The 26,220-nt window shown below is 71.5% G+C and carries 22 protein-coding genes and 1 pseudogene; 9 read left to right on the top strand and 14 right to left on the bottom strand.

What is annotated here, in order from left to right:
* Positions 1-6: 6 nt before the first annotated feature.
* Positions 7-663 carry a hypothetical protein gene (locus IE255_RS01490; RefSeq protein ID WP_190048252.1) on the top strand — a complete coding sequence of 219 codons (657 nt, stop codon included), beginning with the start codon at positions 7-9 and terminating at the stop codon, positions 661-663.
* A gap of 28 nt (positions 664-691) precedes the next feature.
* Here IE255_RS01490 and IE255_RS01485 read toward each other — a convergent pair whose 3' ends face one another.
* From IE255_RS01485 to IE255_RS01465, 5 genes are all read right to left on the bottom strand, one after another.
* The gene (locus IE255_RS01485) at positions 692-2,122 is read right to left on the bottom strand and encodes a S28 family serine protease (protein WP_190048251.1); all 1,431 of its coding nucleotides are present in this window, start codon (positions 2,120-2,122) and stop codon (positions 692-694) included.
* A 97-nt stretch (positions 2,123-2,219) separates the two neighbouring features.
* Complete coding sequence (locus IE255_RS01480; RefSeq protein ID WP_190048250.1) at positions 2,220-2,612, bottom strand: hypothetical protein; 393 nt, start codon at positions 2,610-2,612, stop codon at positions 2,220-2,222.
* Positions 2,613-2,718: 106 nt separating this feature from the next.
* Positions 2,719-6,438 carry an ABC transporter ATP-binding protein gene (locus IE255_RS01475; RefSeq protein WP_190048249.1) on the bottom strand — a complete coding sequence of 1,240 codons (3,720 nt, stop codon included), beginning with the start codon at positions 6,436-6,438 and terminating at the stop codon, positions 2,719-2,721.
* A gap of 135 nt (positions 6,439-6,573) precedes the next feature.
* Positions 6,574-7,545 (bottom strand): esterase-like activity of phytase family protein, encoded by a 972-nt coding sequence (locus IE255_RS01470; protein WP_190048248.1) that lies wholly within the window; start codon positions 7,543-7,545, stop codon positions 6,574-6,576.
* Between the two features lie 53 nt (positions 7,546-7,598).
* Entirely contained in the window at positions 7,599-8,450 is an 852-nt protein-coding gene (locus IE255_RS01465; protein WP_190048247.1) for a serine hydrolase, read from the bottom strand.
* Between the two features lie 145 nt (positions 8,451-8,595).
* Between IE255_RS01465 and IE255_RS01460 the strand changes: the two genes are divergently transcribed.
* The 4 genes from IE255_RS01460 (at position 8,596) to IE255_RS01445 (ending at position 12,819) form a co-directional block, all read left to right on the top strand.
* Complete coding sequence (locus IE255_RS01460) at positions 8,596-10,737, top strand: mannosyltransferase YkcB-related protein (protein WP_190048246.1); 2,142 nt, start codon at positions 8,596-8,598, stop codon at positions 10,735-10,737.
* A 120-nt stretch (positions 10,738-10,857) separates the two neighbouring features.
* Positions 10,858-11,478: a DUF7691 family protein gene (locus tag IE255_RS01455; RefSeq protein WP_443732520.1), complete on the top strand. Its 621-nt coding sequence runs from the start codon at positions 10,858-10,860 to the stop codon at positions 11,476-11,478.
* 194 nt (positions 11,479-11,672) lie between these two features.
* Positions 11,673-12,287 carry a hypothetical protein gene (locus IE255_RS01450; RefSeq protein WP_190048244.1) on the top strand — a complete coding sequence of 205 codons (615 nt, stop codon included), beginning with the start codon at positions 11,673-11,675 and terminating at the stop codon, positions 12,285-12,287.
* 124 nt (positions 12,288-12,411) lie between these two features.
* On the top strand, positions 12,412-12,819 hold the full coding sequence (locus IE255_RS01445; RefSeq protein WP_190048243.1) for an ATP-binding protein: 408 nt from the start codon (positions 12,412-12,414) through the stop codon (positions 12,817-12,819).
* Between the two features lie 19 nt (positions 12,820-12,838).
* Here the strand turns inward: IE255_RS01445 and ppk2 are convergent, their stop codons facing one another.
* From ppk2 to IE255_RS01420, 5 genes are all read right to left on the bottom strand, one after another.
* The gene (gene ppk2, locus IE255_RS01440) at positions 12,839-13,795 is read right to left on the bottom strand and encodes a polyphosphate kinase 2 (protein WP_190048242.1); all 957 of its coding nucleotides are present in this window, start codon (positions 13,793-13,795) and stop codon (positions 12,839-12,841) included.
* Between the two features lie 32 nt (positions 13,796-13,827).
* Positions 13,828-14,070 (bottom strand): DUF6411 family protein, encoded by a 243-nt coding sequence (locus tag IE255_RS01435; RefSeq protein WP_190048241.1) that lies wholly within the window; start codon positions 14,068-14,070, stop codon positions 13,828-13,830.
* A gap of 100 nt (positions 14,071-14,170) precedes the next feature.
* On the bottom strand, positions 14,171-15,856 hold the full coding sequence (locus tag IE255_RS01430; protein ID WP_190048240.1) for a thiamine pyrophosphate-binding protein: 1,686 nt from the start codon (positions 15,854-15,856) through the stop codon (positions 14,171-14,173).
* Entirely contained in the window at positions 15,853-16,833 is a 981-nt protein-coding gene (gene speB / locus IE255_RS01425) for an agmatinase (RefSeq protein WP_190048239.1), read from the bottom strand. The genes IE255_RS01430 and speB overlap by 4 nt, the downstream gene beginning before the upstream one ends.
* A 56-nt stretch (positions 16,834-16,889) precedes the next feature.
* The gene (locus IE255_RS01420; RefSeq protein ID WP_190048238.1) at positions 16,890-18,353 is read right to left on the bottom strand and encodes a sodium:solute symporter family protein; all 1,464 of its coding nucleotides are present in this window, start codon (positions 18,351-18,353) and stop codon (positions 16,890-16,892) included.
* Positions 18,354-18,486: 133 nt separating this feature from the next.
* Between IE255_RS01420 and IE255_RS01415 the strand changes: the two genes are divergently transcribed.
* Positions 18,487-19,965: a PucR family transcriptional regulator gene (locus IE255_RS01415; protein ID WP_190048237.1), complete on the top strand. Its 1,479-nt coding sequence runs from the start codon at positions 18,487-18,489 to the stop codon at positions 19,963-19,965.
* A gap of 116 nt (positions 19,966-20,081) precedes the next feature.
* Positions 20,082-20,870, top strand: coding sequence for a phosphatase (locus IE255_RS01410; RefSeq protein WP_190048236.1), 789 nt, complete (start codon positions 20,082-20,084; stop codon positions 20,868-20,870).
* Here the strand turns inward: IE255_RS01410 and IE255_RS01405 are convergent.
* Positions 20,863-21,744: an acyl-CoA thioesterase gene (locus IE255_RS01405; RefSeq protein ID WP_190048235.1), complete on the bottom strand. Its 882-nt coding sequence runs from the start codon at positions 21,742-21,744 to the stop codon at positions 20,863-20,865. The genes IE255_RS01410 and IE255_RS01405 overlap by 8 nt on opposite strands.
* Positions 21,745-21,778: 34 nt before the next feature.
* The gene (locus tag IE255_RS01400) at positions 21,779-22,936 is read right to left on the bottom strand and encodes an acyl-CoA dehydrogenase family protein (protein WP_190048234.1); all 1,158 of its coding nucleotides are present in this window, start codon (positions 22,934-22,936) and stop codon (positions 21,779-21,781) included.
* Positions 22,937-23,093: 157 nt separating this feature from the next.
* Between IE255_RS01400 and IE255_RS01395 the strand changes: the two genes are divergently transcribed.
* Entirely contained in the window at positions 23,094-23,822 is a 729-nt protein-coding gene (locus IE255_RS01395) for a DUF2625 family protein (RefSeq protein WP_190048233.1), read from the top strand.
* A 26-nt stretch (positions 23,823-23,848) separates the two neighbouring features.
* On the opposite strand, the pseudogene IE255_RS01390 reads toward IE255_RS01395, so the two are convergent.
* Positions 23,849-24,039, bottom strand: a pseudogene (locus IE255_RS01390) (IS5/IS1182 family transposase); the annotation flags it as partial.
* Positions 24,040-24,335: 296 nt separating this feature from the next.
* On the bottom strand, positions 24,336-25,364 hold the full coding sequence (locus IE255_RS01385; protein ID WP_190048232.1) for a DMT family transporter: 1,029 nt from the start codon (positions 25,362-25,364) through the stop codon (positions 24,336-24,338).
* 147 nt (positions 25,365-25,511) lie between these two features.
* Between IE255_RS01385 and IE255_RS01380 the strand changes: the two genes are divergently transcribed.
* On the top strand, positions 25,512-25,964 hold the full coding sequence (locus IE255_RS01380; RefSeq protein ID WP_190048231.1) for an Lrp/AsnC family transcriptional regulator: 453 nt from the start codon (positions 25,512-25,514) through the stop codon (positions 25,962-25,964).
* Positions 25,965-26,220 lie beyond the last annotated feature (256 nt).

The raw sequence follows: 26,220 nt of genomic DNA, 5'->3' as shown, positions 1-26,220 counted from the left end.
ATGGCGATGCGCGAGAGAAGTTCGGCGGGGGTGGTGTGCGGGCTGCTGGTGCTGCTCGGAGCGCTGCTGACCGGATGTCAGAGCCCCTCGGCGGGCGCGACGGAGGACGGCCGGCTGGGCGGGCCGGCCTCGGGGACGACCGGTGCGGCCTCGCCGTCGGCGACCCTGCCGTCCGGGTACGGGGCGGTGTTCCTCGCGGTCGACGAGTGCAGCTCGTTCGGTACGACGAGCTTCACCGAGGTGCCGTGTTCCGGGGAGCGGGCGGCGGCGCGGGTCGTGGCGCGGCACGACGGCGCGGTGCGGGACGGGCCGCGCTGCCCCGGGACCACCGACTTCGTGCTGCACATCAGCGAGCAGCGGCCCGCGTCCGACGAGGACGGCGACGGGGCGGTGCCCCAGGGATACGCCTGCATGCGCAACCTCCAGCCGCCGCACCCGGGCGACCCGGGCGGCGGGGGCGGGCCCCGCACCATCGTCGGCGACTGCGTCTACAGCTCCGGCGACGGCCAGGTCCGCGAGACCGCCTGCGACGGCGAGGGCGAGCAGAAGCCGGAGTACAAGGTGACCCGGGCCGTGGCCGAGCGGGCCGACTGCCCCGTCTCGACCGCCCTGTACGTGCGGCTCGGCGGGGACCGGCCCGTGGGGTGCGCCCGGCCGCTGTGAGCGGCGGCCGGGCGCGGGGACTACGGGCTTACGGACGCAGCGTCATCTCCCGCTGCACGTCCCGCTTGTCCAGCTTGGCGTCGAACTTCGCCAGCGGCTTGGCCGTCTGCGGGTCGGCCTGCACCGCGCCGGGGGCGACACCGGCCCAGTCGAGGATGCGGGCCGTGGCGAGGGCCTTCTGCTCCGGCACGAGGCTCGCGACGTTGGCGCCGTGGTTCATGCCGGGGGCGGTGAAGACGTAGGAGTCCTTCGCGCCCTTGCCGAGGCGGAACGGCTCCGCGCTCCACGGGTCGTTCTGGCCGTTGACGAAGAGCATGTGGCGGGCGTTGTGCCTCACCCAGCTGTCGACGTCCCGCATCGCCTGCGGCTGGAACCGCATGGGGATGTCACGCGGGACGAAGTTCCGGGGCGGCTGGTAGCCGTAGCGGATGTACTGCTTCTCGATGTGCGGGAAGCCGATCGTCGGCGCGCCGAGCTGCGTGCCGGCCTGGTAGTAGTACGGCGTGTACGGCTCCAGGCCCTGGTCGGCGTAGGCGGAGAAGCCGGCGATCGTGTCGACGGAGTCCCAGATCTCGTCGTCGGTGGCGTTCTTGGCGTCGGCCGGGATCTGGTCGCAGTCGGACAGCAGGCTGTACTGCCAGAAGCCCCACACGTAGTCGAGGACGGTGGCCTCGTAGGCCTTGTCCAGGCTGCCGATGGTGGTGAAGGTGAGGCCGTTGTCCTGCGCGTAGGCCGCGTACTTCTTCTCCAGCGGCTCGCGGCGCACCAGCGCCTCGCGCTGCACGCCGTTCAGCCGGTCGCGGCACTCCTCGGTGCCGACGCGGGCGAAGAAGCGGTCGTAGGCCGAGTCCTCCTTGTTGACCACGTCGTTGGGGGCGACGTAAGCGACGACGCCGTCCATGTCCCGCGGGTAGAAGCGCTCGTAGTAGGTGGCGGTCATGCCGCCCTTCGAACCACCCGTGGAGATCCACTTCTTGCCGTAGATGCCCTTCAGGGCCTTGAAGACCCGGTGCTGGTCGCTGGCGGCCTGCCAGATGTCCAGCTTGGACCAGTCGGCCGGCTGGGGCCGGGACGGGGTGAAGAAGCGGTACTCCAGGGAGACCTGGTTGCCGTCCACGATCTGGGTCGGCTCGCTGCGGCGGGGCGTCGTGGAGACGTTGTAGCCGCTGGTGAAGAAGACCGTCGGGCGGGAGACGTCCTTGTGCAGCACGGTGATGCGCTGCTGGAACGTGCCCTTGGAGGGCTTCCGGTGGTCGACCGGCTGGGTGTAGTTCAGGACGAAGAAGCGGTAGCCGGTGTACGGCTTCTCCTCGACCAGGCTCATGCCCGGTACGGAGAGCAGCCTCTCCTTGATGTCGGTGGTGCCGGCCGCCGGCTCGGCGGCGGTGGCCGCTCCGGCCGTGCTCAACGTGCCTATGAGCACCGTGAGCGCCAGCAGCCATCTGAGCGCCTTGCGCATGCGCACTCCCCTGTGAGACAGATGTGCGCCGGAAGCTAGCGGATCAACTCGCCCCAGCACCAGGGGACATAGGGGAAACCCTGTGCGCCGCCGAGGGTCAGCACAGGATCCAGCCGGAGCTGAACGTGCCCCGGCCCACCTTGCCCTTGACCCATACGCAGCGGCGCCCGGCGTGCACGGTCACCGGGCCGGCGTGGTAGGAGTAGCGGCCTTCGTCGACGACCGGGCGGTTGCCGCGTGCCTGCACGCTCACCTTCATCGTCCGCTGCACGCCGGGCCTCTTGGCGAGGGTCACGGCGCAGACGTAGCCGCCGCGCTTGTAGACGAGCACGGTCCCGGAGGAGAACGGCAGGGTGCGGACCTTGCGGCCGGGGCAGTGGGCGGAGGCGGCGGCCTGCGCCTCGCCCGGCGCCGCGACGGCGAGCAGGCCGGAGGCGGTCAGCACGGCCAGGCCGAGCGCGAGCCGCCGGCGTATCGCTCCACTGTCCACTGTCGTCCTCCCGTACCGCGTCGTCCGCGACCATCGACGTACAGGTGTACGGACGCATGACGTATGTCGGACGGTTGCACGAGCGTCATCAAGACGCTGGACGCCGTCAGCGGGACGCGCCGACCGGCTCCTCGGGCTCCGCGGCGCCGATGAAGGTCCGCCACAGCTCGGCGTACCGGCCGCCGCGCGCGAGCAGCTCCTCGTGGGTGCCGTCCTCGGCGACCCGGCCGTGGTCCATGACGACGACCCGGTCGGCGCGGGCGGCGGTGGTGAGGCGGTGGGCCACGACGAGGGTGGTGCGGCGGCCCGCGAGGCGGTCGGTGGCCTGGTTGACCTGGGCCTCCGTGGCCAGGTCCAGCGCGGCCGTCGCCTCGTCGAGCAGCAGCACGTCCGGGTCGACCAGCTCGGCACGGGCCAGGGCGATCAGCTGGCGCTGCCCGGCGGAGAGGTTGCGGCCGCGCTCGGCGACCTCGTGGAGGTAGCCGCCCTCCAGAGTGGCGATCATGTCGTGCGCCCCGACCGCGCGGGCGGCTGCCTCCACCTCGGCGTCGGTGGCGTCGGGCCGGCCGTAGGCGATGGCGTCGCGGACGGTGCCCTGGAAGAGGTACGCCTCCTGCGGGACGACCCCCAGACGGTGCCGGTACGAGGTGAGGTCCAGGGCCCGCAGATCGGTGCCGTCGACGGTGACCCGGCCGGAGGTGGGGTCGTAGAAGCGGGCGACGAGCTTGACGAGGGTCGACTTGCCGGCGCCGGTCTCGCCGACGAACGCGACGGTCTGCCCGGCCGGGATGCGCAGGTCGACGCCGCCGAGGGCCTCTTCGTCGTCGCCGTACGCGAAGTGCACGTCCTCGAAGGCGATCTCGCCCCGCAGGGACAGGACCTCGCGGGGTTCGTCGGCGGGCTTCGTCGACGTCGGCTCCCGGAGCAGTTCCTGGATGCGGCCGAGCGAGACGGTCGCCTGCTGGTAGCCGTCGAAGACCTGAGAGAGCTGCTGCACGGGCGCGAAGAACAGGTCGATGTAGAGCAGGTACGCCACCAGCGAGCCGATCGCCAGCGTCCCGTCGTCGACCCGCGCGCCGCCCACGATCAGCACGGCCGCGGCCGCCACCGACGACAGGAACTGTACGAACGGAAAGTACACGGAGATCAGCCACTGGCCCCGGATGCGCGCCCGGCGGTAGCTGTCGCTGCGCTCGGCGAACCGCCGCCCGCCGTCCCGCTCGCGCCGGAACGCCTGCACGATCCGCAGCCCGGACACCGACTCCTGGAGGTCGGCGTTGACCACGGACACCCGCTCGCGGGCCAGTTCGTACGCCTTCACGCTCGCCCGGCGGAAGAAGAACGTGGCGATGATCAGCGGCGGCAGCGTCGCGAAGACGACCAGGGCTAGTTCGAGGTCGATCACCAGCAGGGCGATCATGATGCCGAAGAAGGTGACGACCGAGACGAAGGCGGTGACGAGGCCCGTCTGGAGGAACGTCGACAGCGCGTCGACGTCGGTCGTCATGCGAGTCATGATCCGGCCGGTCAGCTCCCGCTCGTAGTAGTCGAGCCCGAGGCGCTGGAGCTGGGCGAAGATCTTCAGCCGGAGCGAGTACAGCACCCTCTCGCCGGTGCGTCCCGTCATCCGGATCTCGCCGACCTGGGCCGCCCACTGCACGACCACCGTCAGCAGCGCGAGCAGGGACGCCGCCCACACGGCGCCGAGCGCGGCCTGTGTGACGCCGGAGTCGATGCCGTGCCGGATCAGCACGGGCAGCAACAGGCCCATGCCCGCGTCGGTGGCGACCAGGGCGAGGCTGACCAGCAGCGGCAGCCCGAAGCCGCGCAGCAGCCGGCGCAGGCCGTAGGACTCCTCCGGCTGGACGGCCCGGGACTCGTCGACGTCGGGCAGGTCGGTGGCCGGGGGCAGCGCCTCGACCTGGGCGAGCAGCTCGGGCGTGGCGGGGCTCTCGGCGAGGGCGAGGTCCTTGCGCTCGCGGTCCCCGGTCCACAGCCTCGGGGTGACCCCGCGCTCGGCGTCGAACTCCGCGTCCAGCTCGTCCCGTACGGAGGTGTCCTCCTGGGGGACGGCCGGCTGGGTGTGGCCCGGGGAGACCGCGCCCAGCTCGTCCGGGTCGGTGAGCAGGCGCCGGTAGAGCGCCGAGCGCTCCTGGAGCTCCTCGTGGGTGCCGATGTCGGCGAGCCGGCCGCCGTCCAGGACGGCGATGCGGTCGGCGAGGTTCAGGGTGGAGCGGCGGTGCGCGATCAGCAGGGTGGTGCGGCCCCGCATGACGCCCTTCAGGGCCTCGTGGATCTCGTGCTCGACGCGGGCGTCCACGGCGGAGGTGGCGTCGTCCAGGACCAGCAGGCGCGGGTCGCTGAGGATCGCGCGGGCCAGGGCGACGCGCTGGCGCTGGCCGCCGGAGAGGGTGAGGCCGTGCTCGCCGACGGTGGTGTCGTAGCCGTCGGGGAGTTCCGCGATGAAGCGGTCCGCCTGGGCGGCGCGGGCGGCCTGCTCGATCTCCTCCTGGGTGGCGTCCGGGCGGCCGTAGGCGATGTTGTTGCGGACCGTGTCGGAGAAGAGGAACGAGTCCTCCGGGACCAGCCCGATCGCGGCCCGCAGCGACTGGAGGGTCAGTTCGCGCACGTCGTGCCCGCCGACCAGGACGGCACCGCGGGTGACGTCGTAGAAGCGCGGCAGGAGCAGGGAGACGGTGGACTTGCCGGAGCCGGAGGAGCCGACGACGGCCAGGGTCTCGCCCGGGCGGATGTCGAAGGAGAGCCCGTCGAGGACGGGGCGGCCGTCCTCGTAGCCGAAGGAGACGTCGTCGAACTCGACGGTCGCGGGCGCGTCGGCGGGCAGTTCCTTGGTGCCGTCGGTCAGGGACGGCTCGGTGTCGATCAGCTCCAGGACGCGTTCGGTGCCGGCGCGGGCCTGCTGGCCGACCGTGAGGACCATGGCGAGCATGCGGACCGGGCCGACGAGCTGGGCGAGGTAGGTGGAGAAGGCGACGAACGTGCCGAGCGTGATGTGCCCGCGCACCGCCAGCCAGCCGCCGAGCGCCAGCATCGCGACCTGGCCGAGGGCCGGGACGGACTGCAGGGCCGGGGTGTAGACCGAGTTCAGGCGGATGGTGCGCAGCCGGCCCGCGAAGAGCCTGCGGCCGACCTCCCGGAGCTTGCCGGTCTCCTGCTCCTCCTGCCCGAAGCCCTTCACCACGCGTACGCCGCTGACGGCGCCGTCGACCACGCCGGCGACGGCGGCGGCCTGGGCCTGGGCGTACCAGGTGGAGGGGTGCAGCCGGGTGCGGCTGCGCTTGGCGATCCACCACAGGGCGGGGGCGACGGCCAGGGCGACCAGGGTGAGCGGCAGCGACAGCCACGCCATGATCACCAGGGAGATCAGGAACAGCAGGAAGTTCCCGATGGTCATCGGGAGCATGAAGAGCAGGCTCTGGATCAGCTGGAGGTCGCTGGTGGCCCGGCCGACGACCTGGCCGGTGGACAGCTCGTCCTGGCGGCGGCCGTCGAGCCGGGTGATCGTGCCGAACATCTCCGTCCGCAGGTCGTGCTGGACGTCGAGGGCGAGGCGGCCGCCGTAGTAGCGGCGGATGTAGGTGAGGACGTAGACGACCAGGGCGGCGGCGACGAGGAGGCCGGCCCAGGTGGTCATGGAGCGGGTGTGGTCGCTGATGACGTCGTCGATGATCACCTTGGTGATCAGCGGGACGAGGGCCATGACGGCCATGCCGGCGAGCGAGGAGCCGAGGGCGAGTACGACGTCCTTCGGGTGGCGCCACGCGTAGGCCCACAGTCGTCGTGCCCATCCCCGTTTCGGTGTCACGCCGGTGCCTTCCAGTCGTCCTGAGCTGCCGGAAGGCACCAACGCCGTCGGGGGCCGTTTTCATCCCGCCGTAACAGTTTCCGTTCGTTTCCGGGTGCGGCGGTCCTGTGGCTGGTCGCGCAGTTCCCCGCGCCCCTAGGCAGATGCCCGTACGCGCAAGGAGTAGAAGCGGGTCGTCTGGGCCGGGTTCTGGTTGTCGTCGCTGACCAGCAGGACCTTGAGGCGGTCCTTCGCCCTGCCTGTGATCGTCATGCCCTCGATGTTGTCGAGGAGGGGGTTCGGCTGGGGCTGCTTGGCCGTGGCTCCCAGGGTCGGGCAGGTCACGAGGTCCGTGAGCAGGGTCTTCCTCATGCCGTGGCGGGGGTCGGCCAGGTAGAGGCGGACGGTGTTGCCCACGCCGGCCGTGAAGCCGCGTTCCAGGACCAGGAGGCGGCCGTCCGGGGTGGCCTGGATCTCGGGGACGCCGAGGCCCGGGTCGGTGCGGTAGGTGTACTGGGCGGCGAGCCGGAAGTGGGCCCCGTGGCGCTTCCAGGTCTGGAGTCGGACGGTGTCGGCGGGGTCGCCGGAGAGGGCGTACTCCATGGACGCGACCAGGGTGCGGCCGTCGGGGAGGAGGGTCAGGCCCTCGAAGGTGCCGTTGGGCCGGCCACGGCCCGCGGGGCTCACGCGCAGGTCGTCCGGGACCGGGAGGCGGTCCAGGATCGCGCCCGTGCGGGAGTAGCGGCGTACCGACGGCTCGGTCTCGGAGGAGACGAGATACGTGCCGTCCCGGTCCACGACCAGGCCCTCGGAGTCGAGCTCGGCTCCGGTCTCGTCGGTGAGCGGCGTGACGGACCGGGGCTTCAGCGTCGTCGCGTCCAGGCGGAACAGCGACGAGCGGTCGGAGAGGGCGGCCAGGGAGCCGTCCCGGTCCACGGCCAGCGCGGAGAAGTTGCCGACGAAGGTGTTGTCGTACGTCGTCTTGTCGAGCGCGTCGGAGAAGCGGTCGAGGGAGACGGACGGCGAGCAGGCGTGCTGTGCCCGCGCCTGGGCGGGCCCCGCGGCGGTCAGGCACGTGGCCGCCGCCAGGCCTGCGGTCAGGAGGGCGAGGTGGGTTCTCAGGGGCATGGGCGTCACCGTAGGACGCGCCGGTGACGCCGGGTGGGCCGCGCGGTGAAGGGTCAGCTCGCCGCCAGGTCCCTGTGGATGACCTTGGCCACGGCCTGGATGGTGGCGATGCCGTAGTTCATGGTGCTGTTGCCGTGGGTGAGCACGGTGATCATGTAGTCGTGGCCGCCGCCCTTGAACGCGCCGACGCTGTGCACCCGCCAGCCGTACGTGGAGCGCTGGAGCCAGCCGTTCTTGACGGCCACGGTGACGCCGGAGGGCACCCCGTACGGCGTGCCCCAGCGCTGGGACGAGACGACCTGGCCCATCAGCTTGAGGATGTAGGCGCGGGAGTTGTCGCTCAGGACCGCGTTCGTGCCGGTGATGAGCTTCAGCAGCTTCTGCTCGTCGGTGACGGTGATCTGGGTCAGGCCCCAGTAGCCGTTCGCACCGGGCTTGGTCTGGGTCATGCCGGCCGCGGTGAGGAAGCCCTTGATCTTCGTCAGGCCGAGCTGCTTCCACAGGGTGGAGGTCGCGGCGTTGTCCGACTTGGTGATCATGGCCTTGGCGAGCGTGTTCTCGCGGTCGGTGAGGTACCGGCCGGTCTTCTTCGCATCCCACAGCAGCGTGGCGAGGACGGTGACCTTGACCACACTCGCCGAGTCGTAGGCGGAGCCCGCGCGCAGGGTGCAGGTGGTGTTGGTGCTGCGGTCGTAGAGGCCGACGGCGACGGTGCCCTTGCGGGTGGCGAGCGCGGCGGTGATGTCGTTCTTCAGTTTGGTGGCCAGGCCGGCCTTGGCCGAGGTGCAGGTCACGGCCGGGGTGGCAGCGGCGGCGGGTGTGGCGGCGGCGACGAGCGGCACGAGCACGCCCGTACCCACGGCCACCGCCAGCACTCTCGCGCGGCGGGATATCCCAGAAGTCATGCACCCCATGACTCCTCGGGACGAGGGAAAGGTTGTGCGGTTCGGCGAAGGCTTGTGCGAGTCGTTATCGGGCGCTGTGCGGTTTCACAGGAAGGGGCCAGCTTCGGCACAGCGGCCACACACCAGGGCCGCCCACGCTGCTGGGGTGACATCTGCCACCGAAACCCAGCCCCGCACCGCGGAGCCCGCCGCGTCCCCGCCCCGGGACACCGCCGCCCCGCGCTGGTCGCTCCCCGCGCTGCTCGCGATCCTCGCCCTGGCCGCGGTGCTCTACTCCTGGAACCTGTCCGGCTCCGGCCTCAACAGCTTCTACAGTGCCGCCGTGCTGAGCGGCACCGAGAGCTGGAAGGCGTGGTTCTTCGGCTCGTTGGACGCCGGGAACTTCCTCACCGTCGACAAGCCGCCGCTCGCGCTGATGGTGATGGGCCTGTCCTGCCGGGTCCTCGGCTACGGCACCTGGCAGATGATGGCGCCGATGGTCGTCGCTGCGCTGGCCACCATCTGGATCCTGCACTCCTGCGTGAAGCGGGTGTTCGGGCACGCGGCGGCGGCCGTGGCGGCCCTCGTCCTGGCCCTCACCCCGATCACGGTCGCCATCAACCGGGACAACAACCCCGACACCCTGCTGGTCTTCCTGATGGTGTCCGGCGCGGCCCTCGCCCTGCGCGCGACCCGCGACGGGCGGCTGCTGCCGCTGCTCGGCTCGGCGGCCTGCTTCGGGCTCGCCTTCAACACCAAGATGCTCCAGGGGTACATCGCGCTGCCCGCCGTGTTCGTGGTCTACCTGTACGCGGCCCGGCCCGCGCTCGCGAAGCGGATCGTGAACCTGCTGCTCGCCGGTGTCGTGCTGGCGGTGTCCAGTTTCTGGTGGGCGGCGGCCGTGTCGCTGGTGCCGGCCTCCGAGCGGCCGTACATCGGCGGTTCGACGGACGGTTCGGCCTCGAATCTGATCATGGGCTACAACGGCCTCGGCCGGATCTTCGGCGGTGACGGCAACGGCGGAGGGGGCGGGGGCGGCGGCTTCTCCGGCACCGCGGGCCTCGGCCGGATGTTCAACGACATCCTCGGCGGCCAGATCTCCTGGCTGATCCCCTTCGCCGGGATCGCCCTCGTCGGCGGCCTCGTGCTGTGCGGCCGCGCCCCGCGCACCGACCTCACCCGGGCCGCGCTCGTGCTGTGGGGCGGCTGGACCGCCCTGCACTACCTGACCTTCGCGCTGGCCGAGGGCACCATGCACCCGTACTACACGACCGCGCTCGCGCCGGGCATCGCGGCCCTGTGCGGGGGCGGCGGTGTGATGCTGCTGCGGGCCTTCCGCGCGGACCGGCGGTGGGTCTGGGTGCTGCCCCTCGGGCTGGGCGTCACGGCCGTCTGGGCCGCGGTGCTGCTGCGGCGGGCCTCCGGCTGGAACACCTGGCTGTGGCCTGCCGTCCTGGTCGTGATGGCGCTGGCGATCGCGGGCCTGTTCGTCTTCCGCTCCGGCGCCTCGGGCCTGCGGCTGCGGTTGCTGGCGGTGTCGGTGGCGGCCGCGATCGCCGCGGCGGTGGCGGGACCGGCCGCGTACGCCTGGTCGGTGCCGTCGTCCGGAGCCGGCGGCGGCATGGGCGGTACGAACCCGACGGCCGGGCCGTCGACGGGCGGTGGCTTCGGCGGGCCCGGGGGCGGGAGCGGCGGCGGCCGGGGGTTCCCGGGCGGCGGGATGCCGCCCGGCGGTCAGAACGGACAGAACGGGCAGGGCGCGCAGAGCGGTCAGGCTCCCGGAGGGGCGGGCGGCATGCCCCCGAACGGCACCGGCGGCACGGCGTCCGACGACGCCTCCGGCACCCGGCAGTCCGGCCGCATGGGCGGCGGCATGGGCGGCGGCGCGAGCAGCGAGCTGATCTCGTACCTGAAGAAGCACCAGGACGGCGCCACCTGGCTGCTGGCGGTGTCCAGTTCGCAGGGCGCGGCCCAGCTCATCCTGAGCAGCGGCGAGCCCGTCATCTCCATGTGGGGCTGGTCCGGCAGCGACAAGGCGATGACCCTCGCCAGGCTCAAGGAGCTGGTGAAGAACGGCGAGCTGCACTACGTCCAGCTCGGCGGCGGCATGGGCGGCGGTCCGGGGGGCGGCGGCTCCACCGTCAGCTCCGAGGTCACGGCGTGGGTGCAGAAGCACGGCACGGCGGTCAAGGAGAGCGACTACAGCAAGAGCACGAATTCGGCGACGAGTTCGGGATCGTCCTCCGGGTCCTCGGCGCAGTCGGACCAGTCGGCGATCTACCGCCTGGACCCGTCCGACGTGAGCTGACGCCGCGTCACCCCGGTGCGTACGCAGGCTCGAACGGCCCCGACCCCTCGGTCCGGGGCCGTTCCCGCGTCCCCGATCATGGACACCGGTGTCCGGTGAACGGGTGAAGGGAAACGAACGGTGGGCTACTGCCTCGAGATGAGCACCGGCGACATGCGGACAGTGGTGCGGCTGCTCACCGCGGTGGAGCGGACCGAGCAGCAGGAGCGCACGCTCGCCCGGGTGCGCACGGAGTGCGAGCGCACCGACGCCCGGTTCCGGGAACAGGGCATCGACCTCGACATCTCCATCCGCCGGGCCCTGGACGAGCTGATCGACGGCACCCCGAGCACCGACCTCTGCCCCTCGTACAGCTACGCCTTCTACCAGGTCGTCGCGGCGCACTTCTCCGACCCCACCGACCTCGGCGCCTGGCGGCGTCCGGCGTGGTTCTACGCCATGGACGACGAACTGGCCCGGCACGGCGTCCCGTCGGACCTGCTCCCCGGCACGTTCCTGTTCAGCGGCCCGCCCCTGCGCCTGCCCCACCCCGGCGACGCCGTGCCCGCCATCGGCACCCTGCCGGCCCAGCGGGCCGCCGCCCTCGCCGACGCCTACGCGTCCGTACTGGACCGTCTCACTCCCGAATTCCGCGACGCGGCCCGCCGGTTCGCCGAGGTCATGCGGTTCGAGGCGGAGGAGTGGGAGAGCGCGCGGACGCTCGGGATGAATCCGGACACGCTGCTCTTCTGGTTCCACTGACCTCTGCGGGAACTCTTGACGCCACCTTTCCCACCGGGATACTTGCGGTCGACAGCGCGCCAACTGCCGTGTCGGTGAAGGGCTTTCACCTTCCTCCTCTGATGTCGACAGCGGCGCCGTTTGTACGAGATCCCGAACACCGTGCGAAGTTTCGCAAACATCGTGACGGCCACCCCCCACAGGAGGATCCGCACATGAGCCCACGCAAGGCGTCCCGCAAGGCGCTCATAGCCGCCGTGACCGCCGCGCTGCTGGCCGGCCCGGGCGTCGCCCAGGCCGCCACCCCCCACACCCCGCCCGCCCCGGCCCGGGAACGCGCCGCGGCGGCCACCATCACCTGGTCCCTCGTCCGCGCGAGCAACCCCACCGCGGACCAGCGCTCCGCCTACGACCTCATCACGAAGGCCATGAACGCGGCGGTGGCCCGCTACAACAACCTCAGCGACCTGGGCAAGACCATCACCGTCCGCTACGAGCCGGGCGTCCCCACCGCCGACGGCAGCATGAACGGCACGATCCGCTTCGGCAGCAACCGCAGCTACATGAACGAGCGGACGGCCCTGCACGAGATCTCCCACACCATCGGCGTGGGATTGAGCGGCGGCTGGTCGCGCCTCGGCGGCAGCGGCACCTGGACCGGCGCGCAGGCCACCGCGCTCGTCAGGCAGTACGACGGCTCCGGCGCCAAGATCTCCACCGGCGGCGGGCACTTCTGGCCCTACGGCCTGAACTACGACAACGAGTGGTCGAACACGGCGGCCGACCGCCACGTCCACATCGTCGCCGCGATGGTCCGCGACGGCCTCTAGGAACCGGTGCGCGTGGGCCGCCCGGTGAGTCGCGGGTGGCCCACCGTCCTCATGTCTGGTGGTGCGGGTGCCGGGTACCCGTACCAGGCACCGAAGAGTGGCCGAGGCAGATGGGGGCGGGACGGTGGCGGTGAAGGCTATGGGATGGGCGCATTCGTTCCCCATGTCCGAGGGGGTACGGTCCGGGCGGGAGTGGACGCGCGAGCGTCTCGCGTCCCTGCCGTGGGCCGCCACGGAGCCGGACACGGTGGACGCCGTCGTGCTGACCGTCTCCGAGCTGATCACCAACGCGCACGTCCACGCGCACAGCGACGCCCATCTGGTCCTCACGTGGGACGGCGACTGTCTCCATGTGAGCGTCCATGACGAGGACCCGACGCTGCCCCGCCCGCGCCGGGCGGAGCCGGGGGACGTCGGCGGCCGCGGCGTGGCGATCGTGCAGGAGCTCGCCGACGAGTGGGGGATGCGCTGCCAGCGGCACGGCAAGTCGGTGACCGCGTGCTTCCGCCCCGCCGAGACCGCTGCCGAGTGACACCCACCGACGGGGAGCGTCAGTCGGTCTCGGGGTGCCGGCCGGGCCCGTCGGCGCCGTAGGACAACGGGGTGGGTGACAGCGCGGTGTCCTCCTCACCGGGCTCCAGGAGGGTGTCGGCGGCGCCGACGATGAGGGGGTCGGGGGTGCCGACCGCCTCACGGTCCTTGCTGGCGTAGTCGATGCGCGACAGCAGACTGCGCATGGTCTCCAGCCGGGCGCGCCGCTTGTCGTTGCTCTTGACGACGGTCCAGGGGGCGTGCGCGGTGTCCGTGGCGCGGAACATGTCGACCTTCGCCTCGGTGTAGTCGTCCCAGAGGTCCAGCGAGGCCAGGTCGGTCGGGGAGAGCTTCCACTGGCGCACCGGATCGACCTGCCGGATCGCGAAGCGGGTGCGCTGCTCCGCGCGGGAGACGGAGAACCAGAACTTGACCAGCAGGACGCCGTCGTCGACCAGCATCCGCTCGAAGGCGGGGCACTGGTCGAGGAACAGCTCGTACTCGTCCTTGGAGCAGAAGCCCATCACCCGCTCCACGCCGGCCCGGTTGTACCAGGAGCGGTCGAAGAAGACGATCTCCCCGGCCGTCGGCAGCTGCGCGATGTACCGCTGGAAGTACCACTGGCCGGCCTCGCGCTCGGTGGGCTTGTCCAGGGCGACCACCCGTGCGCCGCGCGGGTTGAGCCGCTCGGTGAACCGCTGGATCGTGCCGCCCTTGCCCGCCGCGTCACGCCCCTCGCACACGACGACGAGGCGCGCGCCGGTGTCCTTGACCCACCGCTGGAGCTTGAGCAGCTCGATCTGCAGGATGCGCTTGGTCCGCTCGTACTCCTTGCGGCCCACCTTGCGGTCGTACGGATAGTTCTCCCGCCAGGTGCGGACGGGACGCCCGTCGGCGTCCAGGACGACCGGTTGCTCGCGTCTGCTGGCATCGACGGTGAGCCCGTCGAGCAGCTTGTCCGCGTCTTCGGCGTTCATTCATCACGCTCCCCGCTCATCCCGCGCGTCGGTCAGAAGGGCAGGCGGCCGCGGGTGCGGCGGCCTGCCGAACCGCTGCGGCTCACCGCGCGCGAGCTGCTGTGGAAGGGCTTGCTGAAGATCCGGCCCAGAAAGCCGGGCGCCTTGCCGCCGGCCCGGGCCCCGGCACCGAGCGTGCGCTGCGTGCCGCGTTCGGGGTGGCGGGAGAGGCGGGGGACGAGGAAGGCCAGGACGGCCAGGACGACACAGACGGCGATGACGGCGGCGATTGCCATGATCAGCTCCCCTTCGCTGGTGGACGGATACACAGGTGCCCCGCCCTGGCCCTCCCATGTGAGAAGCGGGAAAACTCCGTCCGGCCGGTCCGGCCGGCGCTCACCCCAGGTGCGTCGGCGCGAACATCCGCAACACGGCGGGAAGCAGGACCACCGACGGCCCGGGCGACGCCAGCGCCTTCGCGAGGTCCTGCTCCAGGCTCTCCGGGGTCGTCCGGACCCCGGGGACGCCGAAGGACTCCGCCAGGGCCACGTAGTCCGGCCGGGTCAGTTCCGTCGCGGTCGCCGTACCGAACGCGTCGGTCATGTACTCACGCAGGATGCCGTAGCCGCCGTCGTCGACGACGAGCCAGGTGACGTTCAGGTCGTACTGGCGGGCCGTCGCCAGCTCGGCGATCGAGTACAGGGCGCCGCCGTCACCGGAGACCGCGAGGACCGGCCGGGTCGGGTCGGCCACCGCCGCGCCGAGTGCCGCCGGGAAGGCGTAGCCGAGGCCGCCCGCGCCCTGGGCGGAGTGCATGTGGTTGGGGCCCTTGGCGTCGAAGGCCGACCAGGCCCAGTAGGCCAGGATGGTCATGTCCCAGAAGGACGGGGAGCCGGCCGGGAGGGCGCGGCGCACGGACGCCAGCACCTCCTGCTCCAGGGTGAGTTCCTGGGCGGCGATACGGTCGGCGACCTTCGCGAGCAGCTCCCGGACCCGGTCGGGGGCCGTCGCGTCCTCGCGGGGCGACACCGTCTCCAGCAGGGCCTGGAGGGCCAGTCGCGCGTCGGCGTGGATGCCGAGCGCCGGGTGGTTGGACTCCAGCTTGCCGAGGTCGGCCTCGATCTGGACGACCCGGCCGCGCGGCCTGAACGTGTGGTAGTTGGAGGAGAGTTCACCGAGGCCCGAGCCGACCACGAGCAGGACGTCCGCGTCCTCCAGGAAGTCCGTGGTGTGCCGGTCCTCGATCCAGGACTGGAGGGACAGGGGGTGCGTCCAGGGGAACGCGCCCTTGCCGCCGGGGGTCGTGACGACCGGCGCCCGGAGCCGCTCGGCCAGCTGCTTCAGCTTGCCGGAGGCGTCCGCGCGTACCACTCCCCCGCCCGCGATGATCGCCGGGCGGACGGCCCTGGACAGCAGGTCGGCGGCCACGGCGGTCAGTTCGGGGCGCGGCGGCAGCTCCTCGGGGAAGGCGTCGCCGCCCGTCACCACCGGGATCGCCGTCTGCGCGAGCAGCACGTCCTGCGGGATCTCCACCCACACCGGGCCGTGCGGGGCGGTCAGCGCCGACTTCCAGGCCGCCTCGATCGCGGAGGGGATCTGGGACTGGGTGCGGACCGTGTGGACGGACTTCACCACGCCCCGGAACGAGGCCGCCTGGTCGGGCAGTTCATGGAGATAGCCGTGCCGACCGCCGCCGAGGCCCGCCGTCGGGACCTGGCTGCTGATCGCCAGCACGGGGGCGCTCGCCGCGGCGGCCTCCTGGAGCGCGGCCAGGGAGGTCAGGGCGCCCGGCCCCGTCGACAGCAGCAGCGGCGCCGCCTCGCCGGTGATCCGGCCGTACGCGTCCGCCGCGAACCCGGCGTTGTTCTCCACCCGCAGGCCGATGTACCTCAGGTCCGAGCGGCGCAGCGCGTCGAACATGCCGAGCGCGTGCTGGCCGGGCAGCCCGAACACGGTCGTCGCGCCCAGCCCGGCCAGCGTCTCCACGACCAGGTCTCCGCCGGTGCGGCCGGGAGGAGGGTTCAGGGCAGCCTCCGTCTGGGCGGGCGTCGGGCGGAGCACCAGGTCGTGGTCGTGGGTCACTTGGCTTCCGAGTCCTTCCGGGCCGCGGCGATCTGGCGGGACATGATCGTGGTCAGTTCGTACGCCGTGTGGGACGCGGCCACCGACGTGATCTCCGCGTGATCGTACGCGGGGGCCACCTCGACGACGTCCGCGGAGACCAGGTTGCAGGACGCCAGCCCGCGCAGGATCTCCAGCAGCTCGCGCGAGGTCATGCCGCCGGCCTCGGGCGTGCCCGTGCCGGGGGCGTGGGCCGGGTCGAGGCAGTCGATGTCGATGGAGATGTACAGCGGCCGGTCGCCGATGCGCTGGCGGAGCTGGTCGGCGACCTCGTCGGCGCCGCGCCGGTAGACGTCCGCCGAGGTGACGATGCCGAAGCCCATCTTCTCGTCGTCGGTCAGATCCTGCTTGCCGTAGAGCGGGCCCCGGATGCCGACGTGCGAGAGCGCCTCGGTGTCGAGGATGCCCTCCTCGACCGCGCGGCGGAACGGGGTGCCGTGCGTGTACTCGGCGCCGAAGTACGTGTCCCAGGTGTCCAGGTGGGCGTCGAAGTGCAGCAGGGCCACCGGGCCGTGCTTCTTCGCCACCGAGCGCAGCAGGGGCAGCGCGATGGTGTGGTCGCCGCCGAGGGTCATCAGGCGGGCGCCGGTGCCGAGCAGGTCGTCCGCCGCCGCCTCGACGGTCTCCACGGCCTCGTTGATGTTGAACGGGTTCACGGCGATGTCGCCGCCGTCCGCGACCTGCGCGAGGGCGAACGGGGAGGCGTCCTGCGCCGGGTTGTACGGGCGCAGCAGCCGGGACGCCTCGCGGATCGCGTTGCCACCGAAGCGGGCGCCCGGCCGGTACGAGACACCCGAGTCGAACGGCACGCCCACCACGGCGACGTCGGCGCGGCCGACCTCGTCCAGCCGGGGCAGCCGGGCGAAGGTGGCGGGACCGGCGTACCGGGGCACGCGGGAGGAGTCGACGGGCCCGCGGGGAGTCTCGTTGCTGCTCATGAAGAAATGCCTTCTTTCCTACGCTTCATCGCGTATGTACTGCTTGCTCTACGACTCTACTGGGGAGCCGTGACCGGTTCGGACACGAGTTCGGGAGACCGCCCGGCGAGCCGCTCGCGCCAGGCGGCCAGGACGGCGGCGTCCGTGGCCGGGGTGGCCAGGGAGACGACCACATAGGCGGCGAGGGAGGCGAGCAGGCCGTAGTAGACGGGCTCGTTGGCGAGGATGCCGTGGGTCGCCATCAGCACGACGACCGCGACTCCGCCGACCACGACGGAGGCCAGGGCGCCGTACACCGTGCCGCGCTTCCACACCAGGCCGCCGAGGATCGGCACGAGCAGGCCGCCGACGAGGAGGTTGTAGGCGACGGTCAGGGCCTCCACGACGTTGTCGATCGCGACGGCCGTGGCGATCACCGCGAGCCCCATGAGCAGGATGAACGCGCGGTTGCCCCGCACCTCGTCGTGGTCGCCGGCCGGTGCGCTCCTGCCGATCCCCCGCAGCCGGGACCAGATGTCGTTGTTGGCGACGGTGGCGCAGGCGATCAGCGCGCCGGAGGAGGTCGACATCACGGCGGCCAGCGCGGCGGCGAGCACCAACCCGCGCACGCCGACGGGCAGTTCGTCCTTCACGATGGTCGCGAAGGCGTCGTCCGGGCTGCCCAGCTTCGGGTAGAGCACCTTGGCGGCCGTCCCGATGACGGCACCGGCGAGGGCGTAGGCGAGGCAGTACGTGCCGGCGATGGTGCCGCCCCACTTGGCGGTGCGGTCGCTGCGGGCGGTGAACACGCGCTGCCAGATGTCCTGCCCGATGAGCATGCCGAAGGTGTAGATCAGCACGTAGGTGAAGATCGTCTCGCCGCCGATGCCCAGCGGGTCGAAGTAGGAGGTCGGCAGCTCGGCCCTCATCGCGCCGAACCCGCCGGCCTTGACGACGGCGATCGGCAGCAGCAGGAGCAGCACGCCGATCGTCTTGACCACGAACTGCACCATGTCGGTCAGCGTGATCGACCACATGCCGCCGAGGGTGGAGTACGCGACGACGATCGAGCCGCCGAGGACGATCGCGAGCGTGCGGTTGATGTCGAACAGGACGTCGAAGATCGTGGCGTAGGCGATGGTCGAGGTGACCGCGAGCATGAGGGTGTACGCCCACATGACCACGCCGGAGATGACCCCCGCACGGCCGCCGTACCTGAGATCCAGCATCTCGGAGACGGTGTAGACCTTCAGACGCGCTATGCGGGCGGAGAAGAACACGGACAGGGCGAGCAGGCCGAGGCCGATGGTGAACACCATCCAGGCGCCGGAGAGGCCGTACTGGTAGCCCAGCCCCACACCGCCGATGGTGGAGGCGCCGCCGAGGACGATCGCCGCCATGGTGCCGGAGTACATGGCCGGGCCGAGCCGGCGGCCGGCCACCAGGAACTCGCTCTTGGACCGGGCGCGGCGCATGCCCCACCAGCCCATGGCCAGCATTCCGGCCAGGTAGACGACGATCACGAGGTAGTCGACGGCCATGGGGCCTCCTTCGCACGCGCTCGGTCGTGGGGGACGACGAGGTGGACGAGGTCTGACCCTAGGTGGCCGGAAAGCGACCGCGAAGTGTACGTTTCATCCATCGGAGCGGCACTGGCTGGAGGGAACGCACACCATGCCGGAGGCGGCTGTCCCACCCACCCCACCGGTACGGCTGTCCGCCCTGCTGGCCCGCGAGGACCTGGCGCTGCGGCGGATCGCTGGTCCCGCCGGCCCGGACACGGTCGTGCACTGGGTGCACACCTCGGAGATGGCGGACCCGTACCCCTATCTGCTGGGCGGAGAACTGCTGCTCACGGCGGGCGTGCACATCCCCGAGGCGGCGGGCACGGGGACCTACTTCGACGACTACGTCTCCCGGATCGTGGCCGCGGGCGGCGCGGCCCTGGGGTTCGGGGTGGCGCCGGTGCACGACACGGTGCCCAGGGCGCTGGTCGAGGCCTGCGACCGGCGCGGCCTGCCGCTGCTGGAGGTGCCGCCGCAGACCACGTTCTCGGGTGTGGCCCGCGCGGTCTGGCAGCTGATGGCCCAGGCCCGCCTGGCCGAACTCCGCCGCGTGACCGAGGCCCAGCAGAGCCTGGCCGCCGCCGCGTCCCGCCCCGACCCGGTCCCGTCGGTCCTCCGCCGGCTCGCCCAGCGGCTGGGCGGCCGGGCCGTGCTGTACGGGCCGGAGGGGGCGGAGGTCGCGGGGGCCGGGCGGGAGCCGGGGAGTGCGGTGACATCGGCGCTGGCAGGGCTCGCGGGAGTGGTCCGGCCGGCCGAGGGCCCGGGCGAGCGCCCCGCCCCCACCTCCGCCACCGACACCGTCTCCGGCACCCACCTCGCGGTCTACGCGCTCGGCGCCGGGCACGGCTTCGTGCTCGGGGTCGCCACCGCGCACCGCGCCCCCGGTGACCACACCATCGCCTCCGTCGCCGCCGTGCTGCTCTCCCTCCTCACCGGCGAGCAGCACAGCGGCAGCGGTGCGGCCCGTTCCGCCGCCCTGGTGCGGCTGCTGCTGGGCGCGCCGCCCGAGGAGGTCGCGTCGCTGCTGGGCGGTGAGCGGTGGCTCGTCGTGCACGCCCGGCCGGACGGGGACGCCGCCCCCGACCCCGTCGCGGCCTCCGCGCTGGGTGCCGCGCTCGGTTCCGCCCTGGTCGACCCGGCGGGCGACACCGTACGCGTTCTGGTCCCGGCCGACCGGGCACCGGCCCCGCTGCCCGGCTGGACCCTGGGCGTCAGCGCCGCCGTCGCGCCGCCCGACTGGCCCGTAGCCGACACCCAGGCGGCCCGCGCCCTGGCCCGGGCCCGCGCCACCCGGGCCCCGCTGCTCCGGCACAGCGCCCGCCCCGCCCTCGCCGACCTGGTCCCGGCCGACGAGGCGGCGGCCCACGCCCGCACGCTCCTCGCCCCGGTCACTGCCCACCCCGCGCTCACCGAGACCCTGCGCGCCTGGCTCTCCCTGCACGGCAGTTGGGACCGCACGGCGGTCGCCCTGTCCGTGCACCGCAACACCGTCCGGCAGCGCATCGCCCGCTGCGCGGCCCTGCTGGAGACGGACCTCGACGACCCGGACACCCGCATGGAACTCTGGTTCGCGCTGCGCCACGTCTGATGACGTCACCGGGTCCCTCTGAGTACGTCACGGGGGTCCCCTCTGAGTACGTGACGCACGTCCCAGCGTGCGATACGCCAGGGACGCCCACAGGAGGCTGCCTCACAATGGGAGCCATGCCGATACCCGGGACACCCAGCCGCGCCGAACTCGTCGAGCACCTCGTCAGGACGCGCATCGCGGGCGACGTCGCCACCCCGCGCGAGAACAACCTCTCCCACTACCGCAAGCTGGCGAACGGCGACCGCCACTACTGGCTCGGCCTGGAACTCGGCGACCGCTGGAGCGACGAGCAGGACGTCCTCGCGGTGATGGCGGAGCGGGTCGGCGTGAACGACGACCCCGAGCACCGGTACGGCCAGGACACCATCGACCCGGAGCTGACCGTCGCCGGTCTGGAGCGGATGGCCGGGCGGCTGCGCAAGGCGGCGGACGGGCAGCAGCGGGTCCTCTTCGCCACCGGCCACCCCGGCGGCCTGCTCGACGTGCACCGCGCGACCGCGGCGGCCCTGCGCGCGGCCGGCTGCGAGATCGTCGTCATCCCGGAGGGGCTGACGACGGAGGAGGGCTACGTCATGCAGTTCGCGGACGTGGCGGTGCTGGAGCACGGCGCCACCCTGTGGCACACCCACTCGGGCGAGCCGATGAAGGCCATCCTGACCGCCATGGAGCGCGAGGGCCGCCCGCTGCCCGACCTGGTCGTCGCCGACCACGGCTGGGCGGGCTACGCGGGACAGCACGGCGTGGACTCCGTCGGCTACGCCGACTCCAACGACCCGGCCCTCTTCCTCGCCGAGGCCGAGGGCACCGTGCAGGTGACGGTGCCCCTCGACGACCACGTGGTCAGCCCCCGCCACTACGACCCGATGACGGCCTACCTGCTGGCGGAGGCGGGCCTCAGCTAGCTCCCGGCTCGCGCGGGACGCGGACCACGCCCTCCTGGATCACCGTGATGGCCAGCCGCCCGTCCTGCGTGTAGATCCGGGCCTGTCCCAGTCCCCGGCCGCCGTACGCGGACGGGGACTCCTGGTCGTACAGCAGCCACTCGTCCGCGCGGAACGGCCGGTGGAACCACATCGCGTGATCCAGCGAGGCCCCCACGACATCCCCGACGGCCCATCCGCCGCGCCCGTGCGCGAGCAGCACGGAGTCGAGCAGCGTCATGTCGGAGACGTAGGTGGCGAGGACGACGTGCAGCAGCGGGTCGTCGGCCAGCTTGCCGTTGGTGCGGAACCACACCTGCGAGTGCGGCTCGCGCGGCTCGCCGAACTTCCCGTACGGCGGCTCGTCGACGTACCGCAGATCGACGGCGGCCCGCACCTCCAGGAACTTCTCCACCACGACCGGGTCGAGATGCCCGTACCCGCGCAGCCGTTCCTCGCCGGTCGGCAGCGTGGCGGGATCGGGCGAGGCGGGCATCGGCTTCTGGTGATCCAGCCCGTCCTCGTCCACCTGGAAGGAAGCCGACAGATGGAAGATCGGCTTCCCGTGCTGGACGGCGACCACCCGGCGGGTGGTGAAGGAGCGGCCGTCGCGTATGCGGTCGACGGTGTAGACGATGGGCGCGCCGGGGTCGCCCGGGCGCAGGAAGTACGCGTGCAGCGAGTGCGCGGGCCGGTCCTCGGGGACCGTCCGCCCGGCGGCGACGAGCGCCTGGGCCGCGACCTGCCCGCCGAAGACCCGGGGGACGACGGCGGACCGGGACCGGCCGCGGAAGATGTCCTCCTCGATCTGCTCCAGGTCGAGCAGATCGAGGAGGTCCTGAAGTGCCTGACTCATGGGCCAGTTGTATAGGGCAGGGATTTCGTGGACCTTACAGCCCCATGTCCTTCGCGATGATCGACTTCATGATCTCGCTGGTGCCGCCGTAGATGCGGTTGACGCGGTTGTCCGCGTACAGGCGGGCGATCGGGTACTCGTTCATGTAGCCGTAGCCGCCGTGCAGCTGGAGGCAGCGGTCGATGACGCGGTGGGCGACCTCGGTGCAGAACAGCTTCGCGGAGGCGGCCTCGGCGGGGGTGAGCTCACCGGCGTCGAGGGCCTCGGTCGCGCGGTCCGCGACGGCCTCGGCGGCGTCCACCTCGGCCTGGCAGGCGGCCAGCTCGAACTTGGTGTTCTGGAAGTGCGCGACCGGCTTGCCGAAGACCGTGCGCTCCTGCACGTACTGCTTGGCGAACCGGACGGCGGCCTTGGCCTGGGCGTAGGCGCCGAAGGCGATGCCCCAGCGCTCGGAGGCCAGGTTGTGGCCGAGGTAGTAGAAGCCCTTGTTCTCCTCGCCGAGGAGGTCCTCGACGGGCACCTTGACGTCGACGAACGCCAGCTCGGCGGTGTCGGAGGTCTTCAGGCCGAGCTTGTCGAGCTTGCGGCCGACGGAGTAGCCCTCGGACTTGGTGTCCACGGCGAACAGGGAGATGCCGTGGCGGCGGTCCTCGGCGGTGGGCGCGGAGGTGCGAGCGCAGACGATCACGCGGTCGGCGTGCACGCCACCCGTGATGAAGGTCTTGGCGCCGTTGAGGACGTAGTGCGTCCCGTCCTCGCTCAGCTTGGCGGTGGACTTCATCCCCGCGAGGTCGGAACCGGTGCCCGGCTCCGTCATCGCGATGGCCCACATCTCCTCGCCGGTGACGAACTTCGGCAGGTACCGCTTCTTCTGCTCGTCCGTCGCCAGCATCTTGATGTAGGGCAGGGCCAGCAGCACGTGCACGCCGGAGCCGCCGAACTGCACGCCGGCGCGGGCGGTCTCCTCGTACAGCACGGCCTCGAACTTGTGGCTGTCCAGGCCCGCGCCGCCGTACTCCTCCGGCACGTTGATCCCGAAGATGCCCAGCTCACCGAGCTTGTAGTAGAAGTCGCGGGGCGCCTGGCCCGCCGCGAACCACTCGTCGTACACGGGTACGACCTCGGCCTCGATGAAGGCGCGAAGGGTCTCCCGGAACGCCTCGTGATCCTCATTGAACACCGTACGGCGCACGCCGCCACCTCCACGGACCTCAGCTGTCTAAGCGCTTGCTCATATCAAGATACCGGCGAGTATCAAGGAGCGTCCAGGGTGGGGGTGGGGTAATGCTCGTCACGGTGGCGAAGTGCCCTGCGGGTCGGGACGCACGGTGCGGTGCGACGATGCGGGCATGCGTGAGTTGAGCCAGCTGATCGACGTCGAGGAACCGGCCTGGCCGGAACTCAGGGAGACACTCGATGCGAGTCCGGTGTCTGTCGAGGTGCTGCCATCCGACAGCGAGCTGGGTAGGGCGTCGGTTCTTCAGCTGCAGGCCACGGCCAGGTCATACCTGGGCGCGGTGGTGCTGCACTGCGGCGGGCTACTGGTGGACGACGGATGGCTGCGGGTCTTCGGCAGCCCCGTGAGTGGAGCGGCGCATGGGGTGCCGGGTCTGGCTCACGTGAATCAGTTCCCCGGAACGTTCGACCCAGCGTGGCGACCGGAGACCGGCTTGGTGGTGGCACACGACGTGCTGGGCGGCACTTTCGCTCTCAATGCCGCCGCTCCCGCCGGCGCCGACCGTCCCGGCGCCCCTGGCGAGGTTGTCTACTTTGCCCCGGATTCCCTTCGTTGGGAGGCTCTGGGGCTCGGTCACTCCACGTGGCTGGCCTGGCTGGTGTCCGGGGCACTCGATGAGTTCTATGCCGATCTGCGCTGGCCTGGCTGGAAGGCGGAGGTCCGGGCGCTGAACGGTGCTGAGGGCCTGTCATTGTTCCCGCCGTTGTGGTCTGCCGAAGCGCGCCAGGACATCTCCGCGACCAGCCGTCGAGCCGTACCCATGAGAGAGCTGCTTGGCGTCGCCCGCGACTCATGCCGACAGTTCGATGGAGTTGATCCGGGCTTTCTCGGCGCCGTGTGAATCGGTCGCCCCGTCCAGTGGGCGGCAGCCCGCCAGGCCACCGTCCAACGGTGACGGCCCAGCCGCCGGGAGGACTCGATGCCCTTGCGGGCAATGCGCGGGGTGATGCTCCGGGACCGAAGCCATCGGCGCAGGTGGTCGTAGTCGTAGCCCTTGTCCCCTGGAACTTGGCCGGCCGTCGCCGCCGGCGCCCGCGTCGGGAGCGGATGGGCGGGATGCCCCGCACGAGGGGCTTGCGAGGCGCGTCACAGGATGGGTGCAGCGTCCGGACGCTCGTCATGAGAACACAAGGACGCGCTACAGAGGGCACTAGAGGCAGCCGGAATCCCTGAGGACAGTTTGGCGCGCACTGCGGGTCCGTACTCGTTGGTGAGCGTCAGGCCACCCGCATGGAAACTGATTGCCGCTGACGGGGTGTCGGCGACGGACGTGGCCCAGAGTCCGTCGCGTCCGCCCATCACCTAGGGCGCCGCCTGCACCACCGGAGACTGTCGCCGCGACACCCCCTGGCGGCTACCGGGCCCCGTCGATCACTCCACGCGCGGTCGGTACAGCCGCTTCGGGCTCGTCCGGCACGGGCCCCGCCTCTGCCGTAGTCCGAGCGGCCGCAGTCCCGGAAGGCTCGCTTCCCCTCGCGCCCGGATTCGCCGTGGCTTCCTGTCCCCGCTCGATCATGCCCAGCGCCACCCCGGCGATGATGATCAGGCCGCCCGTCACCTGGGCGAGCCGGATCGACTCCCCGTTGATCACGACGGCGCCGATGACGCCGAAGACCGGTACCAGGTTGAGGATGTTGACCGCGACGCTCGACGCCATCCTGCGCAGGCCGTAGTTGTAGAGCAGGAAGCCGCCGACCGAGCACGCCACGGCCAGATAGACCAGCAGTGATGAGGCGGCCGCGCCCGGCACCCGCCAGTCGTCGGCCTCCAGCAGGGACGCGAGCAGGAAGCCGGCCGCGCCCGCCAGGGTCTGGTAGTAGGTGACGCTCGCGGCGTCCTGGCCGGCGCTCGCGCGCTTGCCGAGCACGTTGTAGCCGGCCCAGGCCAGCCCGCCGAGCAGCAGCAGGATGTCCCCCAGCCAGCGCGAACTGCCGCCGACCTCGGCCCCGTTGCGTACGACGAGGAAGGCGCCGACGGTGGCCAGCAGCACGCCCGTCACACGCGGCAGCGGCATCCGGGTGCGGAAGACGACCAGTTCCACCAGCATCGTCATCAGCGGGTACGTGGCCACGATCAGCGACGCGTCGGATGCCGTGGACAGGTCGACGCCGACGTTCTCGAGGATGAAGTACACAGTGATGCCGAGGAACCCGCTCAGGTAGAGCTGCCGCCGCTGCCGGGGGTCCGGACGGGCCGGGCGGTGCCTGCTCAGCCGTACCATCACGCCCAGGAGTAACGCCGCGAGGGTGAACCTGATGGCGCCGATACTGAGCGGGCCGACATCCTCCAGCACCTGCTTGGTCACCGCGTACGAACTGCTCCAGAACAGCGCGGCCGCCATGACCGCACACACCGCCCACACCGTGGGTCCTCGTTCACGCATAGCAACTCGCCCCTCTCCACTACCCACTGCCGCCCACCGCACTGTGACCGAACAAACATCGGTCAACTAGGCTGGAGGTTAACAAGATCATCGAAGGTAATGCGAAGGGTCCGAATTACCTTCGGAATCCGGCGGAGTGAGGCAAGCGTGGACGAACTTGATTCGGCGTTGGTGCGGATGCTCCAGGAGGACGGTCGGCGCACCAACCGGGACATGGCCCAGGAACTCGGTATCGCCCCGTCCACGTGTCTGGAGCGCATCCGGTCGCTGCGCAAGAGCGGCATCCTGACGGGATTTCATGCGGAGGCAGACCTCGCGGCGATCGGCCGCGGGTTGCAGGCGGTGATCGCCGTACGGGTCCGCCCGCCGACACGTGCCGTGATCGAGGCCTTCCAGACCTTCTTGGAGGGGATGCCCGAGGTCATCTCGATCTTCGTCCTCACCGGGAACGACGACTTCCTCGTGCACGTCGCCGTCCGGGACACCGACCATCTGCACGCAGTGGTCCTGGAGAAGCTGGCGAAGCGCCCGGAGCTCGCCGACGTACGGACGTCGGTGGTTTATGGGCACATGCGCAGGAAGGTCATCGATCCGGCGTGACACCGGCACGGACCCCGCTCGCGACGGGCCACCGGGCCCGCGGTGCGGTCTCCTTGGCCGCCACAACCAGCAGATCGTTCGCCTCAGGGCGGCCCATGGTCCGCCGCAGGCCGCTGCGTGATACGGCCACGACTCGGTCTCGGCCTGGTGAACCGTGATGCAGTGCACGGCTTCATGTACGAGCGTGTGACCATGCGCTTCGAGCGGAGTACGCGTGTACGGCGCTTGCCGGAGAACGATGACCGCCCCGGGAAGC

The sequence above is a fragment of the Streptomyces lomondensis genome (assembly GCF_014651035.1).
GTDB classification, from domain to species: Bacteria; Actinomycetota; Actinomycetes; order Streptomycetales; family Streptomycetaceae; genus Streptomyces; species Streptomyces lomondensis.
This window is presented reverse-complemented; position numbering and strand designations above follow the sequence as displayed.